The sequence below is a fragment of the Desulfuromonas soudanensis genome (assembly GCF_001278055.1).
Taxonomy (GTDB): Bacteria; Desulfobacterota; Desulfuromonadia; order Desulfuromonadales; family WTL; genus Deferrimonas; species Deferrimonas soudanensis.
Genome location: NZ_CP010802.1, coordinates 3,753,580 through 3,768,628, shown reverse-complemented (window position 1 = coordinate 3,768,628; position 15,049 = coordinate 3,753,580). Strand labels below are relative to the sequence as shown.

The 15,049-nt window shown below is 66.0% G+C and carries 13 protein-coding genes and 2 tRNA genes; all 15 read right to left on the bottom strand.

What is annotated here, in order from left to right:
- Positions 1–29: 29 nt before the first annotated feature.
- The 15 genes from nuoL to DSOUD_RS16655 all read right to left on the bottom strand — a co-directional run bounded on the left by nuoL (position 30) and on the right by DSOUD_RS16655 (position 15,022).
- On the bottom strand, positions 30–1,898 hold the full coding sequence (gene nuoL / locus DSOUD_RS16725) for an NADH-quinone oxidoreductase subunit L (protein WP_053552076.1): 1,869 nt from the start codon (positions 1,896–1,898) through the stop codon (positions 30–32).
- On the bottom strand, positions 1,895–2,200 hold the full coding sequence (nuoK, locus tag DSOUD_RS16720; protein ID WP_053552075.1) for an NADH-quinone oxidoreductase subunit NuoK: 306 nt from the start codon (positions 2,198–2,200) through the stop codon (positions 1,895–1,897). Before nuoK ends, nuoL begins: the two co-directional genes overlap by 4 nt.
- Entirely contained in the window at positions 2,197–2,697 is a 501-nt protein-coding gene (locus DSOUD_RS16715; RefSeq protein ID WP_053552074.1) for an NADH-quinone oxidoreductase subunit J family protein, read from the bottom strand. The genes nuoK and DSOUD_RS16715 overlap by 4 nt, the downstream gene beginning before the upstream one ends.
- Before the next feature lie 28 nt (positions 2,698–2,725).
- Positions 2,726–3,256, bottom strand: coding sequence for an NADH-quinone oxidoreductase subunit NuoI (gene nuoI / locus DSOUD_RS16710; protein ID WP_053552073.1), 531 nt, complete (start codon positions 3,254–3,256; stop codon positions 2,726–2,728).
- Positions 3,256–4,254, bottom strand: coding sequence for an NADH-quinone oxidoreductase subunit NuoH (nuoH, locus tag DSOUD_RS16705; protein WP_053552072.1), 999 nt, complete (start codon positions 4,252–4,254; stop codon positions 3,256–3,258). The genes nuoI and nuoH overlap by 1 nt, the downstream gene beginning before the upstream one ends.
- Positions 4,251–6,647, bottom strand: a complete 2,397-nt coding sequence (gene nuoG, locus DSOUD_RS16700; protein WP_053552071.1) for an NADH-quinone oxidoreductase subunit NuoG — start codon at positions 6,645–6,647, stop codon at positions 4,251–4,253. The genes nuoH and nuoG overlap by 4 nt, the downstream gene beginning before the upstream one ends.
- 11 nt (positions 6,648–6,658) lie before the next feature.
- The gene (gene nuoF / locus DSOUD_RS16695) at positions 6,659–7,921 is read right to left on the bottom strand and encodes an NADH-quinone oxidoreductase subunit NuoF (protein ID WP_053552070.1); all 1,263 of its coding nucleotides are present in this window, start codon (positions 7,919–7,921) and stop codon (positions 6,659–6,661) included.
- 182 nt (positions 7,922–8,103) lie between these two features.
- Positions 8,104–8,586 carry an NADH-quinone oxidoreductase subunit NuoE gene (gene nuoE / locus DSOUD_RS16690; protein ID WP_053552069.1) on the bottom strand — a complete coding sequence of 161 codons (483 nt, stop codon included), beginning with the start codon at positions 8,584–8,586 and terminating at the stop codon, positions 8,104–8,106.
- Positions 8,587–8,649: 63 nt separating this feature from the next.
- Entirely contained in the window at positions 8,650–11,037 is a 2,388-nt protein-coding gene (locus tag DSOUD_RS16685) for an NADH-quinone oxidoreductase subunit B/C/D (protein ID WP_053552068.1), read from the bottom strand.
- On the bottom strand, positions 11,034–11,480 hold the full coding sequence (locus DSOUD_RS16680) for an NADH-quinone oxidoreductase subunit A (protein WP_082351347.1): 447 nt from the start codon (positions 11,478–11,480) through the stop codon (positions 11,034–11,036). The genes DSOUD_RS16685 and DSOUD_RS16680 overlap by 4 nt, the downstream gene beginning before the upstream one ends.
- Before the next feature lie 112 nt (positions 11,481–11,592).
- The gene (gene rnhA / locus DSOUD_RS16675; protein WP_053552067.1) at positions 11,593–12,045 is read right to left on the bottom strand and encodes a ribonuclease HI; all 453 of its coding nucleotides are present in this window, start codon (positions 12,043–12,045) and stop codon (positions 11,593–11,595) included.
- Between the two features lie 78 nt (positions 12,046–12,123).
- Positions 12,124–12,201, bottom strand: a tRNA-Glu gene (locus tag DSOUD_RS16670).
- A gap of 51 nt (positions 12,202–12,252) precedes the next feature.
- Positions 12,253–12,328 (bottom strand) — tRNA-Lys (locus tag DSOUD_RS16665).
- A 93-nt stretch (positions 12,329–12,421) separates the two neighbouring features.
- Positions 12,422–13,714, bottom strand: coding sequence for an adenylosuccinate synthase (locus DSOUD_RS16660; RefSeq protein ID WP_053552066.1), 1,293 nt, complete (start codon positions 13,712–13,714; stop codon positions 12,422–12,424).
- Between the two features lie 24 nt (positions 13,715–13,738).
- Positions 13,739–15,022 carry an ATP phosphoribosyltransferase regulatory subunit gene (locus DSOUD_RS16655; RefSeq protein WP_053552437.1) on the bottom strand — a complete coding sequence of 428 codons (1,284 nt, stop codon included), beginning with the start codon at positions 15,020–15,022 and terminating at the stop codon, positions 13,739–13,741.
- Positions 15,023–15,049 lie beyond the last annotated feature (27 nt).

Below are 15,049 nucleotides of genomic sequence, written 5' to 3'. Positions count from 1 at the left end.
AGGGGGGAGCGCCCCCGCGGGACGAACGATCAGGGGATCAGGGTCCGCAGCAAAAACCAGCCGAGGAAGATCACCGTTCCCCAGGCCATGGCCATGAGATAATTCGAGAGCCGGCCGGTGGTCAGGGTGCGCAGGCGTTCGCCGGCCCCCTGGAATACCCCGGCCAGGCCGTCGAGGACACCGTTGATCAGGGCGTCGTCGGTCCCCTTCCAGAAGAAGTCGGCGACGGCGGCAAAGGGGCGCAGGATCAGGGCGGCCACGATGCAGTCGGCCTGCCAGCCGCCGAGGAAGAACCGTTTAATAGCGCCCTCTCTCCCCGGTTTGAAGTGCCGGTAGCGGGCCCGGGCGACAAGGACGCCGGCGGCAAAGAGGGCGGTGGCCAGTCCCCAGAGTCCCCATTCGACTCCGTGGGAGACCTCCGGCGCCTTTCCGGCCAGGGGGCCGAGGAAATGGTGGAGGAGCGAGCTGCCGCCGATGAGGCCGGGGAGGTTGAGAAGCCCGCCGCCGAGGCCGAGAAGGGCCAGGGGGAGAAGGGGCCAGATCATGGATGGGGGGAGGGGGTGGCCGTGGAGGTCTTTGCGCGGCGCGCCGGCAAAAACCAGGTAGAGGAGGCGGAAGGTGTAGAGGGCGGTCAAAAAGGCGGTGAAGACGCCGATCCCCCAGAGAACGTTGAAAAGGGGGGTCTGGTGGGCGAAGGCGGCGAGGAGGATGCCGTCCTTGGAGAAGAAGCCGCCGGACAGGGGAGCCCCGGCGAGGCAGAGGGCGCCGGCGAGGAAGAGCCAGAAGAGGAGGGGAGAACGTTTTTTCAAGCCTCCCATGGCATGGATGTCGTTTTCGCCGCCGGCCAGGTGAATGACGCAGCCGGCGGCCATGAAGAGGAGGGCCTTGAAGAAGGCGTGGGTCAGGAGGTGGAACATCGCTGCGGAGACGGATCCTGCGCCGACGGCGAGGAACATGTAGCCGACCTGGCTCATGGTCGAGTAGGCCAGGACCCGCTTGATCTCCCGCTGCGCCAGGGCGCAGGTCGCCGCGTAGAGGGCGGTGGCGGCGCCGACCACGGCGATGGCGGCAAGTGCCGTCTCCGAGAGGGAGACGAGGGGGAAGAGGCGGCAGAGGAGATAGACCCCGGCGGTGACCATGGTGGCGGCGTGGATCAGGGCCGAGACCGGGGTGGGGCCGGCCATGGCGTCGGGGAGCCAGGTCATCAGGGGGAGCTGGGCGCTCTTGCCGCAGGCGCCGCCGAGGAGAAGGAGAGCAATGGCGGTGACCGTCGCCGCCGGGAGTTGGGAGGCTTCGGCGTTGACGGCGCTGATGGAGAGGGTGCCGAAGAGGGAAAAGAGCCAGAGGAGGGCGACGCCGAGAAAGACGTCCCCGACCCGGGTGACGAGAAAGGCCTTGCGTCCGGCGTCGGCGTTTTTGGTCTCCTTGTACCAGTAGCCGATGAGGGCGTAGGAGCAGAAACCGACCCCCTCCCAGCCGAGAAAGAGGAGGAGGAGATTGTTCGAAAGGACGATGGTCAGCATGGCGAAGACGAAGAGGTTCAGCAGGGCGAAGAAGCGGGCGTAATCCTCTTCATCCTTCATGTAGCCGACGGCGTAGAGATGGATCAGGGTCGAGACGCTGGTGACCATCAGGGCCATCGGCGCCGAGAGGCGGTCGAAGAGGAGTTCGACGGGAACCTGCAGGGCGCCGCTTTCCAGCCAGGTGTAGAGGGTGACGGTCGTCCCCTCCCCGGCGGCCAGGGGCCAGAGGACGAAGGTCAGAAGGGCCGAACCCGCTGCGCCGAAGACCGCCAGGGAGACGGCGACGGCGCGGGGGAGGCGCAGGCCGAAGAGGGCGTTGGCCGCTCCGCAGGCGAGGGGGAGCAGGGGGATCAGAAAGAGGAGCGAAGCATTCATCCCTTCATCCCGTCGAAGTCGTTGGCGGTTATGGTTCCGCGGCGGCGGCTCAGATAGACGACCATGGCCAGGGAGATGGCGACCTCCGCCGAGGTCATGGCCATGAGGAAGATGACGAAGATCTGGCCGTCGACGGAATGCCAGAGGGCCGAGGCCCCGACCAGGGTCAGGCCGACGGCGTTGAGCATGATCTCGACGCCGATGAGGATCATGATCAGGTTGCGCCGCGCCAGGACGCAGGAAAGCCCCATGATGAAGAGGGCGGCGGAAAAGGCAAGGATGTGGGCCATCGGCACGATCATCGGCGCCCCCTTTCGACCCGGCCGACGTAGTAGGCGCCGACGGCGGCAAAGAGGAGCTGGAAGGAGACGATCTGCACCGCCAGGGCGTAGCGTTCGAAGAGGGCGTAGCCGAAATCCCGGGGGGTGGCGTAATAGGCGGGATCCCCTGTTCCGGCCATCGGCTGGGCGACGACGAGAAGGAGGGTGCAGCCGAGAAGGACCGCCCCCAGGAGAACCACCGGTCCCCAGCGCAGCCACCCCGGGCCGCGGAGTTCCTCCGTGGGGGCGAGTTCGAGCATCATGATGATGAAGAGAAAAAGGACCATGATCGCCCCGGCATAGATGATGATTTCCCAGGCAGCCACCAGCGGCGCGCCGAGAAGGTAGAAGATCAGGGCCAGGGCGAAGAAGGCGTTGACCAGGTAGATCACCGCATGCACCGGGTTGCGCCGGGTGATGCACATCGCCGTCGCTGCCAGCGCCGTGAAACCGAGAATGTAGAAGATGACTGTCGCCATGGTGTTCAACCTTTGGTTAAAAAAGCCCCTACGGCAGATTGGAGCGAAAATCGGCCGGCGGATTCTCCTCGTCGCCGGCTCCCCGGACCTGGCCGACGCCGATCCCGGCGTGCCGGTAGAAATCATATTCGTTGTCGCGGCCGCCGCCGTCGATGAGGAGGTCCTCCTTTTCGGCCACCAGCTTGAGGAGATCGCGGCTCCCCATCTCGTAGTCGCCGCTCATCTGAATGGCCAGGGTCGGGCAGGCTTCGGCGCAGAGGCCGCAGAAGATGCAGCGGGAGAAGTTGATGCGGAACCAGGCGGCGTAGCGTCGCCCGTCGGCACGCTCGGCGGCCTGCATGGAGATGCAGTCCACCGGACAGGCGGCCGAGCACAGGTAGCAGGCGACGCAGCGCTCCTCCCCTTGCGGGTCGCGCGTGAGGACGATGCGCGCCCGGCAGCGGGGGGAGACGGTGCGTCGCTCCTCCGGATACTCGATGGTCACCGGCGTGCGCAGCATGTTGCGCAGCGTCACCCAGAAGGGGTGCACGGTCCCCCTGATGTCGCGCCACAGATTCATCATGAGCCTTTCAGCCAGAGGAGGATCGCCCCCGTCGCCAGAACGTTGACCAGCGCCAGGGGGATGAGGACCTTCCAGCCGAAGTGCATCAGCTGGTCGTACCGGAGGCGCGGCAGGGTCCCGCGCACCCAGATGAAGACGAAGGAGACCGCCAGGACCTTGCCGGTAAACCAGACCACCGGCGGCAGGAACGGGCCGTGCCAGCCGCCGAGAAAGAGGACGGTGACCATGGAGCCGAGGATGATCATGTTGATGTATTCGCCGACGAAGAAGAGGCCGAAGCGCATCCCCGAGTATTCGGTGTGAAAGCCGGCGACCAGCTCGTTCTCCGCCTCGGGGATGTCGAAGGGGACCCGTTTCGATTCGGCGGTGACGCTGATCAAAAAGATCAGGAAGGCGACGGGGTGGACGATGGCGAAGGGGAGGGGATCCTGGGCGACGACGATGTCGGTGAGGGAGAAGGAGCGGGCGGAGAGGATCACCGGCACCACAGAGAGTCCCATGGAGAGCTCGTAGGAGATGAGCTGGGCGAGGCCGCGGATGGCGCCGAGGAGGGCGTATTTGGAGTTGCTCGCCCAGCCGCCGAGGGCGACGCCGTAGACCGCCAGGGAGGAGAGGCCGAGAAAGTAGAGGATGCCGATGTTGAGGTCGCAGACGACCATCGGCAGCTGCCGGCCGAAGATTTCCAGCGGCGGCGCGAAGGGGACGACGGCGAAGGCGAGGAGGGCGGTGACCGCCGCCAGCCCCGGGGCGACGAGGAAGAGAAACCTGTCGGCGCGGTCGGGGACGGTATCCTCCTTGGTGAGGAGCTTGATCACGTCGGCCAGGGGCTGGAGGAGGCCGAAGAAGCCGACGCGGTTGGGGCCGAGGCGCAGCTGCATGCGGGCGAGAATCCTCCGTTCGGCCAGAACCAGGTAGGCGGCCAGGGAGAGGACGACGCCGAAGATCAGGAGGAGCTTGACCAGAACCAGGGCGAGGGTGATCAGCAGCTCGTTCATGGCCTCCCTCCGGAAGAGACGGTGCCGTAGAGATGACGGGTGCCGGGGACGAAGGGGGCCAGGGCCGAGCCGCGCAACCGGGGGAGAATGGCGATCCCGGCGGGGAGGGCGGAGCTGGTCCGGGCGGTGACTCCCTGCCGGCCGAGGACGGTGGTCAGGGTGACCGCCTCGCCGTCGCTAATGCCCAACCCTTCGGCGTCGTCGCTGTTCAGGTGGATTTCCGCCGGCCGGCGCAGAGGATCGAGAACGGCGCTCAGGGACTCAAGAAGGCCGCTGCCGACAAAGGATTCGACGACGTAGAGAGCCAGTGTTCCGGCGGGGCGGCAGATCGGGAGGGGGACGGCCGGAGGCGCGGCCAGGGCGCCGATCCCCCGGACCCGTTCCCCTTCGGCGGGGAGGGCGGTCAGGGGCGAGAGGCGCAAATCGGCGGCGGCGAGGCGGCCTCGGATCTCTTCGAGGGAATCGTCGGCGCCCTGCAGTCGGCCGAGAATCGACCAGGCCGGCCGGGGCGCGTCCCCCGGGGTCCCGGTCTCAAAGGTGCGCGGCGGGTGGTCTCCGTCGCCGGTAACGGCGATGGGGGTGCCGGGGGAAAAGACCTGCCGGTAGGGGAGGAGTCGTCCCTCATTGTTGATCAGGGTGCCGCTTTCCTCGACGAGGGTGGTGGTCGGCAAAAAGATATGGGCGCGGCGCATCGTCTCGGTGGGAGTGCAGTCGAGGGCGACGAGGAGTTCCAGGTGAGGAAGAGCGGCCTCGACCGCGCCGGGGTCCCCTGAATCGAGAAAGGGGTCGGCCTGCAAGGTGATGAGGGCCTTGATCGTCCCCTCCTGCATGGCGTCGAGCAGGTTAGAGAAGTCTGGGGCGGCTCCGGAGAGGAGGGCGCCGCCGAAGCTGTTCGGCCCGGAGAGGGTGACCATGCCGGCGCAGGGGCGCTCCTCCCGGCAGAGGGCGGTCACCGTGGCGGCAAACGCTTGCACCCCTGCCTCACCGAGAAGGTCGGCTCCGCCGATGAGGACCGGACGCTTTGCCGCGGCGAGGCGCTGGCGCAGCCCCTCGACGAAGAGGGCTTCGGCCCGGGAGAAGGCATCGAGTGAGCCGCCGGAGAGGGCCGACAGAAGGGTCGGGAGGCGCTCGGGGTGGAGGGGGAGGCGGGAGGCCGGGAAGGGGAGGAGAATCGGCCGGGGATCGACGGCCGCCACCTGGCCGCCGCTCCGCACCGCCTGGCGCAGAGCCAGACCGAGCATCGGCGCTTCGCTGGCCGGGTCGCAGCCGATAAGGATCGCCAGGTCGCTGCGGCGGATCTCCTCGAGGCTGCAGCTTTTCTCTCCGAGGAGGGTGGCGGCGCGCGCCGCCCGGTCCCGCTCGGGATGAGATTCGAAGACCAGATGGGGCGTGCCGAGGGTCCGGGCCCATTCCCTGAGGAGGGCATTGGCTTCGAGGCTGGCCCGGGACGAGCCGAGGAAGGCGACACTCTGGGGACCGTGTTGGGCGACGAGGCTTTCGATGCGGCGGCCAGCGGCGCCCAAGGCCTCCTCCCAGGTCGCTTCCCTGCCGTCGACCAGGGGCGTCCGGGGGCGCTGCGGGTGGTTGACGTAGCCGTAGCCGAAGCGGCCGCGATCGCAGATGAAAAAGCCGTTGGTCTGGCGATTGACGCCGGCGCGCACCCGTTGCACCTGGCGGTAGCGGGCCCCGGGGACGACGGCGCAGCCGAGGGAGCAGTGGGGGCAGATGGAATCGGCCTCCTCAAGGTCCCAGGAGCGGCTGCGGAAGCGGAAGGGTCGGCTGGTAAAGACCCCGGTGGGGCAGACGTCGATGATATTGCCGGAGAAGGGGCTTTGGAGGGCCCCGTCCCGGAAGCGGCCGAAGAAGAGGCGGTCGCGGGAGCCCATGACCCCGAAGTCGTCGCCGCCGCAGTAGTCCTGATAGGTGCGCACGCAGCGGTAGCACTGGATGCAGCGGTTCATCTCCTGCTCGACGAAGGGGCCGAGGTCCTGGTTGATCCAGGTCCGCTTCTTCCCGCGGTAGCGGCGGATGCCGTGGCCGCCGGCGATGGTCATCTCCTGCAGCTGGCACTCACCCCCCTCGTCGCAGACCGGGCAGTCGTGGGGGTGGTTCATCATCAGCCATTCGATGAGGTGGCGGCGCATCTCCGCCGCCTCGGGATCGACGGTGGAGACGACCATGCCGTCCTTGGCCAGGATCATGCACGACATCTGGATCCCCTTCACCGGGCCGTCCTCGAACTTCATGGCGCAGAGGCGGCAGGCCCCGACGGCGCCGAGGGCCTCGTGGTAGCAGAAGTGGGGGATGACGATCCCCAACGCCCTGGCGGCTTCGAGAACGTTCTCCCCCTCGGGGACGGTGATCGTCTGGTTGTCGATGGTCAGTGTCGGCATGCTGTAAAATCCTAGTTTTTAACGAAGGGGCATCGGCCCTGCCGAACATGATCCTCCAGCTCATCCTCGAAATGCTCGAGGAGCCCGGTCACAGGCCCCATCGCCCCTTCGGCGAGGGCGCAGAAGGAGCGGCCGGAGATGTTGCGCTTCTGGTCGCGGAGCATGGCGATGAGTTCGGCGCTGCCGCGACCCTCCTCGATCTCCTCGAGAATCCAGCGCACCATCGCCAAGCCGTCGCGGCAGGGGGTGCACCAGCCGCAGCTCTCGCGGGCGAAGAACCGCAGTAGGTTGAGGGTGGCTCCGACCATGCAGGTTCCGGCCTCGAAGACGGTCACCCCGGCGGTCCCGAAACGGCTGCCGGCGGCACTCAGCGGGTCGAAATCCATCTCCACATCGAGATGGGCGGCCGTGAGGAAGGGGGTCGAGGCGCCGCCGGGGAGGCAGGCCTTGAAGGGGCGGCCGCCGCGCATCCCGCCGCCGATTTCGATCACCTCGCCGAGGGTGATCCCCACGGGGAGCTCGAAGCACTCGGTTGTTTTCAGGTGTCCGGAGAGACCGAAGAGCTTGGTCCCGGCTCCTCCGGCGTTCTGCGCCAGCCCCTTGAACCAGTCGGCGCCGCCGGTGAGGATATGCGGGACGCAGGCCAGCGTCTCCACGTTGTTGACGGTGGTCGGTTTGCCGAAGAGCCCCTTGACCGCCGGGAAGGGGGGCTTGCTGCGGGGGGTGGGACGGACCCCCTCGATGCCGTTGAGCTGGGCGGTCTCCTCGCCGAGGATGTAGCGCCCGGCGCTGCGGTGGACGTGAATCTTGAGCCCCCCGGCGCCGGCAAGAAAGCCTGCGGCCTCCGCTTCGGCGACGGCGCGCTCGAGGTTGCGGGCGCAGCGTTCGTAGGCGAAGCGGATGAAGATGTAGGCCTCCGAAACCCGGAGGGCATAGGCGGCGATGATGACGCCTTCGATCACCTGGTGGGGGTCGGACTCGAGAAGGACGCGGTCCTTGTAGGTCCCCGGCTCCATCTCGTCGCCGTTGACCACCAGGTACTTGGGGCCCGGCTGATCGGCGGGGAAAAACGACCATTTGAGCCCGGTGGAGAAGCCGGCGCCGCCGCGTCCCCGCAGTCCGGCGTCCTTCACCGTCTCGCGCACCTCGGCCGGGGTCATGGTTTTCAGCGCCTTCTCCAGCCCCCGGTAGCCGCCGGTCTTGCGGAAACCATCGATAAAGACGGTCTCTCCGGGGAGGCGGTTCTTGAAGAGGACTTGCGGGTGCTTGGTCATTTATAAACCTTTTTTCCTCACCACTGAGTGTTCAAATTTGCCGTCGGCGATCTTTTGTCCGAAGGTATTTAAAGGAAAAGTTTTTGGCCACCAGGACACGGAGCCACCAAGAAAATCCAATAAAACAAACGGCCTGCTTGGTGTCTTGGTGCCTTGGTGGCAAATCCTGCCCCTGTGGTCAATCAGCCGTTGGTCTTTTCCTGCGCCAGGATCGCATCCACCCTCTCCGGGGTCAGATTGCCGTGGGTGGTCAGGCCGATCATCATCGCCGGGGCCTCGCCGCAGGCGCCGAGGCAGCAGGTCGGCAAGAGGGTGAAGGCGCCGTCGGCGGTGGTCCCGCCGGGAGCGATGCCGAGCTTCTGCTGCAGGTAGTCGTAGACGTGTTTTCCGTCGCGGCTCCAGCAGCAGATCGAGTCGCAGACATGGATGACCCGCCGCCCCACCGGGGAGCGGTAGATCTTGTCGTAGAAGGTCGCCACCTCTTCGACCTGAAGCGGGGAGAGGCCGAGGATGACCCCGGCCAGCTCGATCCCCTCGTCCGGAACCCAGCCGTGGGAATCCTGGATGGCGCGCAGCACGTCGACGATCATCTCCCGCGGGTGGGGGAGGGAGGCGGCCCGGGCCCTGAGGTCGTCGATCTCTTTTTCGCTGAGGAGTTCGGTCATGAGCTGAAAGTTCCCTGTGAGGCCGCTATCCGACCGATTGGCCTGATAATCCGGGCGGCCGATTTACCTGTCGAGGTCCGCCAGGACGAAATCGATGGAGCCGAGGATGGTGATGAGGTCCGCCACCAGCCATCCCCGGGTCATCTTCGGGAGGGCCTGCAGGTGGGGGAAGCTCGGGGTGCGGATGCGCATCCGGTAGGGGATGCTGGTTCCGTCGGAGACGGCGTAGTAGCCGCACTCCCCCTTGGCCGACTCGATGGCCCGGTAGCACTCCCCCTTGGGGGCGGTGGGGCCGCGGCTGACGTTGACGAAATGATGGATGAGGCTCTCGATATCCTGGAGTCCGGCCCGCCGCTCGGGGTAGGCGTAGCGGTAGTCGTCGGTCATCCAGCGTCCGGGCGGCATCTTCTCCGAGGCCTGACGGACGATCTTCAGGCTCTGGCGCATCTCCTCGAGGCGCACCCGGTAGCGGGCAAAGGAGTCGCCCCCTTCGGCGGTGGCGACGTCGAAGTCGAAATCTTCATAGCCGCCGTAGGGGAGGGAGCGGCGCAGGTCCCAGGCGATGCCGCAGGCCCGCAGGTTGGGGCCGGAGATCCCCAGGTCGATGGCCTCGTCGAGGGAGAGGACGCCGATCCCCTCGGTGCGGGCGCGGAAGATCGGTCCGTCGGTCAGGAGTTTGTCGAACTCGTCGATGCGGGCGGCAAAGGTGCCGGTGAAGGTGTCGACAAGAGCCTTCCAGTTCTCGGGGAGGTCGAGGGGGACGCCGCCGATGCGCAGCCAGGCGGGGTGCATGCGGCCGCCGGTGACCGCCTCGATGATATCGAAGATCTTCTCCCGGGATTCGAAGGCGTAGAAGACCGGGGTCATGGCGCCGACGTCGTGGGCGAAGGTGCCGAGCCATACCAGGTGGTTGGCGATGCGGAAGAGTTCGCCGAGGAGGATGCGGATGGTGCGGGCCCGCGGCGGCACCTCCACCCCCATCAGGGTCTCCACCGACTGCAGGTAGGCCATGTTGTTGAGAATCCCCGAGAGGTAGTCGATGCGGTCGGTGTAGGGGATGTACTGGTTCCAGTGCTGGCGCTCCCCCATCTTCTCGGCGGCGCGGTGGTGATAGCCGATGTCGGCGTCGATGTCGACGATCTCTTCCCCGTTGAGTTTGAGGACGAGGCGCAGTACGCCGTGGGTGCCGGGGTGGTGGGGGCCGAGGTTGAGGATCATCGTCCCGGCGCCCTCTTCGAGTAGCGCCCCCTTGAAGAAGGAGTTTCCTCCCCGGGGGATCATGGTGGCAGCGGTGGCGGCGGTGTAGGGGGGCATCTCCGTGGCGCGGGAGGGGTGGCTCTTGCGCAGGGGGTGCCCCGGCCAGGAATCGGGCATGAGGATCCGCCGCAGATCGGGGTGGCCGGCGAAGCGGATGCCGAACATGTCGAAGACTTCCCGCTCGTACCAGTCGGCGCTCGGCCACAGGGCGGTGATGGAGCGGGCCTCGGGAGACTCGCCGGACAGGGGGACTTTGACCCGCAGGTAGCCGGGGTCGTCGAAACTCAGGAGGTGGTAGACCAGGGTGTAGTCGTGCCCCGGGGGGACGGCCCGGGTGCTCTCGTCGACGGCGGTGAGGTCCTCGAGGCGGCGGAAGCGCCGCGGCGCCTCGTTCTTCAGGAAGGCCAGAAGCTCCGGGGCGGTGGCAGCGTCGCAGAGAAAAGTCGGCATGTCCCGCCCCTCGGGGTCTTCGGTCACCTTTTTGCCGAAGCGTTTCGCCAGGGCGCGGCGCAGCTCGTTCGTCGACGAAGGAAAGGCGATGCGGGGCTGGGGAGGGGTCCAGATGAGGGGGGAGCGGGAGCCGGAGAAGTCGGGTTGCTGCAGGGAGGTGCCGCGGCTCGGGGCGTTGCCGTAGCCGGGGCCGCGGGTGTCGCGGCTCTTGCTGAGGCCGTCGACCAGAACCGGGACCGTCGTTCCTTCGCTTCCGCCCGGGAGGCCGAAGACCTTGCGCGCCGGGCGCTCCTCGGCGGCGATCTTCTCCTGCAGCAGGATAAGCCCCTGCATGAAGGCCTCGGGGCGGGGGGGGCAGCCGGGGATGTAGACGTCGACGGGGAGGAGCTGGTTGACCCCCTGGATGACCGAGTAGGTGTCGTACATCCCCCCGGAGTTGGAGCAGCTCCCCATGGAGATGACCCACTTGGGGTTGGCCATCTGCTCGTAGAGGCGCAGAATGGTCGGCCCCATCTTTTTGAAGGGGGTCCCGGAAATGACCATCAGGTCGGCCTCCCGGGGGGTGCCGCGGAGCACCTCGGCGCCGAAGCGGGCGAGGTCGAAGCGCGGCGTCATGCTGCTCATCATCTCGACAAAGCAGCAGGAGAGGCCGAAAAACATCGGCCACAGGCTGTTTTTGCGCCCCCAGTTGATGGCGTCGTCGAGGGAGGCGAGGATGACGTTGGGCGGGATCTCTTCGCTCATTCCATCCTCTCCCTCTTGGAGGGGAGGCTGCGGGCGCGGGGACCCCAGTCAAGGCCGCCGGTCTTCCAGAGGTGGATCAGGCCGAGAAAGAGGATGAGGATGAAAAAAGCGACCTGGGCGAACCCCCCCCAGCCGAGACGGTCGTAGGCGACGGCCCAGGAGACGACGAAGATCATTTCGACGTCGAAAACGATGAAGAAGATGGCGACGAGATAGAAGGGGACCGGTTCGGTGAGCCGGGCCTCCCCGGTGGGGACGACTCCCGATTCGTAGGGCTCCCCCTTGGCGACGCTGTGGGTCTTGTTTCCGAGATACCCGGCGAGAAAGAGGAGGAGGCCGACGAGGAGGACGGCGATGGCGGCATAGAGACCCAGGGAGAGGAGGGCCTCGAAGGAGGGGGTGCCTTCTCCGGGGAGGGATGGGGGATGGATGGGAAGGGGCATGGCCGGCTCGTCAGCGTGAGGGGGGCGGCGAAAAAAACCGCGGCACAGGTTCGGAAGACCGCAGGATTATAACACATCTGCCTCCCCTGTCCATCCTCTTGGGGATGGAGACCTACCCCTTTCGGCCGCGGATGATCGCCTCGCGCGCCAGCTCGTCGCAGCGTTCGTTTTCCCTGTGCCCGTCATGGCCGCGGACCCAGCGCCATTCGATCTGGTGTTTTTGCGAAAGAACCAGGAGGCGCTCCCAGAGGTCGCGGTTGAGAACCTCTTCCCTCTTGGAATTTTTCCACCCCTTGCGGATCCATCCCTGGATCCATTCGGTCATCCCCTTGTGCAGATACTGGGAGTCGGTGGTCAGACGCACCCGGCAGGGACGTTTGAGCGATTCGAGGCCGGCGATGGCCCCCATCATCTCCATGCGGTTGTTGGTGGTCTCCGCTTCGTAGCCGGAGAGCTCCCGGGTGTGGTCGTCCCAGTGGAGGATGGTGCCGTACCCACCGGGACCGGGGTTGCCGGAGCAGGCGCCGTCGCTGAAGATCTCGACAATCTTTTCATCTGAATTCATGGGGACCTCGGGCGTACTGGATACAGTCGGAACGAAAACAGCCCCACCGCCGTCGGGGCGATAGGGCTGAAATTCTTTTGGCGTCCCCAGGGGGATTCGAACCCCCGTCGCCGCCGTGAAAGGGCGGTGTCCTGGGCCAGGCTAGACGATAGGGACCTATGCTTCAAGTGCCCTGCAGGAAATGTCCCTGCGGTTCCTGCATTAAAATGGTGAGCCGGGGGGGGATCGAACCCACGACCATCTGATTAAAAGTCAGATGCTCTACCAACTGAGCTACCGGCTCGTCGAACAGAATCGACTTTATACTGGATCGTTCTGCAGAAGTCAACCCGTTTTTTCGAAAAAGGTGCCCGGGATCACTCCTTCACCCGATTCTTCAGCCGAAGGGATTTCTGACCTGAATCGTCTGGTCGCGGCGGGGGCCGATGGAGACCAGAGCCACCGGGCATCCGGTGACCTGCTCGAGCTTCTTCAGGTAGATCCGCGCCTTTTCGGGGAGTTCTTCGACGGTTTTGGCTCCGGCGAGGGAAGTCATCCAACCTTCCATCTCTTCGTAGACCGGTTTGCACTCCTTGAGGACGTCGAAGTCCTGGGGGAAGTAGTCGAGCATCTCGCCGCGGTAGGAGTAGGCGGTACAGATCTTGATGGTCTCGAGGTCGTTGAGGACGTCCATCTTGGTGATGGCCAGACCGCTCATGCTGTTGGTGCGCACCGCTTCCCGCAGCGCCACGGCGTCGAACCAGCCGGTGCGCCGGGGGCGGCCGGTGGTGGCGCCGAACTCCTGGCCGGCCTGGCGCAGATGCTCCCCCATCTCGTTGTCGAGTTCGGTGGGGAAGGGGCCTTCGCCGACGCGGGTGACGTAGGCCTTGGAGATGCCGATGACCTCGTCGATGAAGCGCGGCCCGACGCCGGTCCCGGTGCAGGCGCCGCCGGCGATGGTCGAGGAGGAGGTGACGTAGGGATAGGTCCCGTGGTCGACGTCGAGAAGGCTCCCCTGGGCCCCCTCGAAGAGGATGTTGCGTCCGGCCTCGATGCTCTGGTTGAGGAGGGTCGAGGCGTGCCCCAGGTACTTCGCCAGTTCCCGGGCGTAGGCGCCGTATTCCTCGAGGATCGCCGCTTCGTCCATGGGCGGTTCGCCGAGGAGCTTTTCGAGGAGGAAGTTTTTTTCCGGGAGGAATTCCTTGAGCTTGCGGGCGAAGGTCTGGGGCTTGACCAGGTCGATGAGGCGGATGCCGCGGCGACCGATCTTGTCTTCGTAGGTCGGGCCGATGCCGCGGCCGGTGGTGCCGATCTTGCGCTCTCCGGACTGCTTTTCGCGGGCGATATCGATCGCCTTGTGGTAGGGCATGATGATGTGAACGTTGCCGTCGACCACCAGCTGGCTGTCGTCCTGAAGGTACCCCTTTTTCTTGAGCCCTTCGATCTCGTGCAGGAAGACCTTGGGGTCGAGGACGACGCCGTTGCCGATGATGCAGCGTTTCCCCTCATGGAGAATCCCCGAGGGAATCAGGTGCAGGACCGTCTTCTCGTTGCCGACCACCAGGGTGTGCCCGGCGTTGTTTCCCCCCTGGTAGCGGACGACGTCCTCGGCATATTCGGTGTAGATGTCAACGACCTTACCCTTACCTTCATCGCCCCATTGGGCTCCTACGATTACCACATTAGCCATAGTGTTTCGTTCTCCTGGTCGGGCTTAAAGAGCAAAATTGCCGGTGAGGATCTCCTGGTAGCGGATCGTCGATCGCCGGCCGTCGGCAAGGTGAATGAGCTGGATTTCATCGTTTTCGGCATCGCCGAGCATCAGATAGCGGAAATTCATCCGCCGGGCGTAGTCCAGGGAACCGTCGAGGTTTCGCGCGATGATGTCGCGGGCGGCGGAGTATCCCTGGCGGCGCAGAGCCTGGGCGATGCGCTGGGCGCGCTGTTTGTCGGCTCCTCCCTGGAAGATCAGCACGTCCGTGTGGCTGACGGCGACCTCGTCCAGCTCCCGGTCGAGGCCGAAGAGGAGCCCCTGCAGGTCGAAGGCGAACCCGGTGGCCGGTGCCGGATAACCGTAGCGGGCCGTGAGGTTGTCGTAGCGGCCGCCGAGGCAGACGGCCTTGCCGACGCCGGCGAGAAATCCCTGAAAGGTGACGCCGGTGTGGTAGTCGAGGCCGCGCAGTTCGCCGAGGTCGAAGGTGACGTGATCTTCGACGCCGTAGACCTGGAGGATTTCGAGGACGCGCTGGAGGTTTTCCAGGGCCCGCTTCGAGCGGGGATTGACAACGACCTTTGCGGCTCGCTCGAGGACCTCCCGGCCGCCGAAGAGGCGGGGGAGAGCCATGACCTCCTCCCGGGCCCGGTCGCTCAAGGGGACGTCGCGGAGGAGGGCGGTGAGTTCGGAGCTGTCCTTGCGGGCGATGGCTCCTTCGACCTCCCGGGCCCGCGTCCCGGAGAGGGGGAGTTCGGCCATCACCCCGCGGAAAAACTCGACCTGGCCGATGTCGACGGTGAACTCCGAGGCCCCGAGGGTCTTGAGACACTCGATGGCCATGGCAATCATCTCGGCGTCGGCCTCCGGGCTGTCCAGTCCGATCAGCTCGACTCCGGCCTGGAAGATCTCCCGGTCCTTGCCGGCCTGCTGCTCGGCGTGACGCAGCACCCGCCCGGTGTAGCAGAGGCGCAGGGGGAGGGGGATCTCCCGCATCCGGGTCGCGACGATGCGCGCCACCTGGGGGGTGATGTCGGGGGGAAAGGCCACCAGTTTGCCGCTCTGGCGGTCGTCGAAGCGAAAGGTTTTTTCCCGCAGACCCTCCCCGAGCCCCTTCTCGAGCACATGCAGGAATTCCAGGGACGGCGGAAGGATGGGGCGAAAACCCCAATGGGTGAAAATTCCATTGAGGGTCTGCTTCAGATAGACGAGCTTGGCCGCCTTGTTCGGCAGAAAGTCCTTGACCCCCTTGGGGAGCATGGCCTCGGATACGGCATCAGGTGTCATCATTGGTCATTCCGGTTCGCTGTCCTT

Bases quoted from the DNA above. Each gene is read 5' to 3' on its own strand.
- nuoK (WP_053552075.1), bottom strand. From the start codon at position 2,200: ATGATCGTGCCGATGGCCCACATCCTTGCCTTTTCCGCCGCCCTCTTC.
- nuoG (WP_053552071.1), bottom strand. From the start codon at position 6,647: ATGCCGACACTGACCATCGACAACCAGACGATCACCGTCCCCGAGGGG.
- DSOUD_RS16680 (WP_082351347.1), bottom strand. From the start codon at position 11,480: ATGCCCCTTCCCATCCATCCCCCATCCCTCCCCGGAGAAGGCACCCCC.
- nuoF (WP_053552070.1), bottom strand. From the start codon at position 7,921: ATGACCAAGCACCCGCAAGTCCTCTTCAAGAACCGCCTCCCCGGAGAG.
- nuoL (WP_053552076.1), bottom strand. From the start codon at position 1,898: ATGAATGCTTCGCTCCTCTTTCTGATCCCCCTGCTCCCCCTCGCCTGC.
- nuoI (WP_053552073.1), bottom strand. From the start codon at position 3,256: ATGAATCTGTGGCGCGACATCAGGGGGACCGTGCACCCCTTCTGGGTG.
- nuoH (WP_053552072.1), bottom strand. From the start codon at position 4,254: ATGAACGAGCTGCTGATCACCCTCGCCCTGGTTCTGGTCAAGCTCCTC.
- DSOUD_RS16685 (WP_053552068.1), bottom strand. From the start codon at position 11,037: ATGAGCGAAGAGATCCCGCCCAACGTCATCCTCGCCTCCCTCGACGAC.
- DSOUD_RS16655 (WP_053552437.1), bottom strand. From the start codon at position 15,022: ATGACACCTGATGCCGTATCCGAGGCCATGCTCCCCAAGGGGGTCAAG.
- nuoE (WP_053552069.1), bottom strand. From the start codon at position 8,586: ATGACCGAACTCCTCAGCGAAAAAGAGATCGACGACCTCAGGGCCCGG.
- DSOUD_RS16715 (WP_053552074.1), bottom strand. From the start codon at position 2,697: ATGGCGACAGTCATCTTCTACATTCTCGGTTTCACGGCGCTGGCAGCG.
- rnhA (WP_053552067.1), bottom strand. From the start codon at position 12,045: ATGAATTCAGATGAAAAGATTGTCGAGATCTTCAGCGACGGCGCCTGC.
- DSOUD_RS16660 (WP_053552066.1), bottom strand. From the start codon at position 13,714: ATGGCTAATGTGGTAATCGTAGGAGCCCAATGGGGCGATGAAGGTAAG.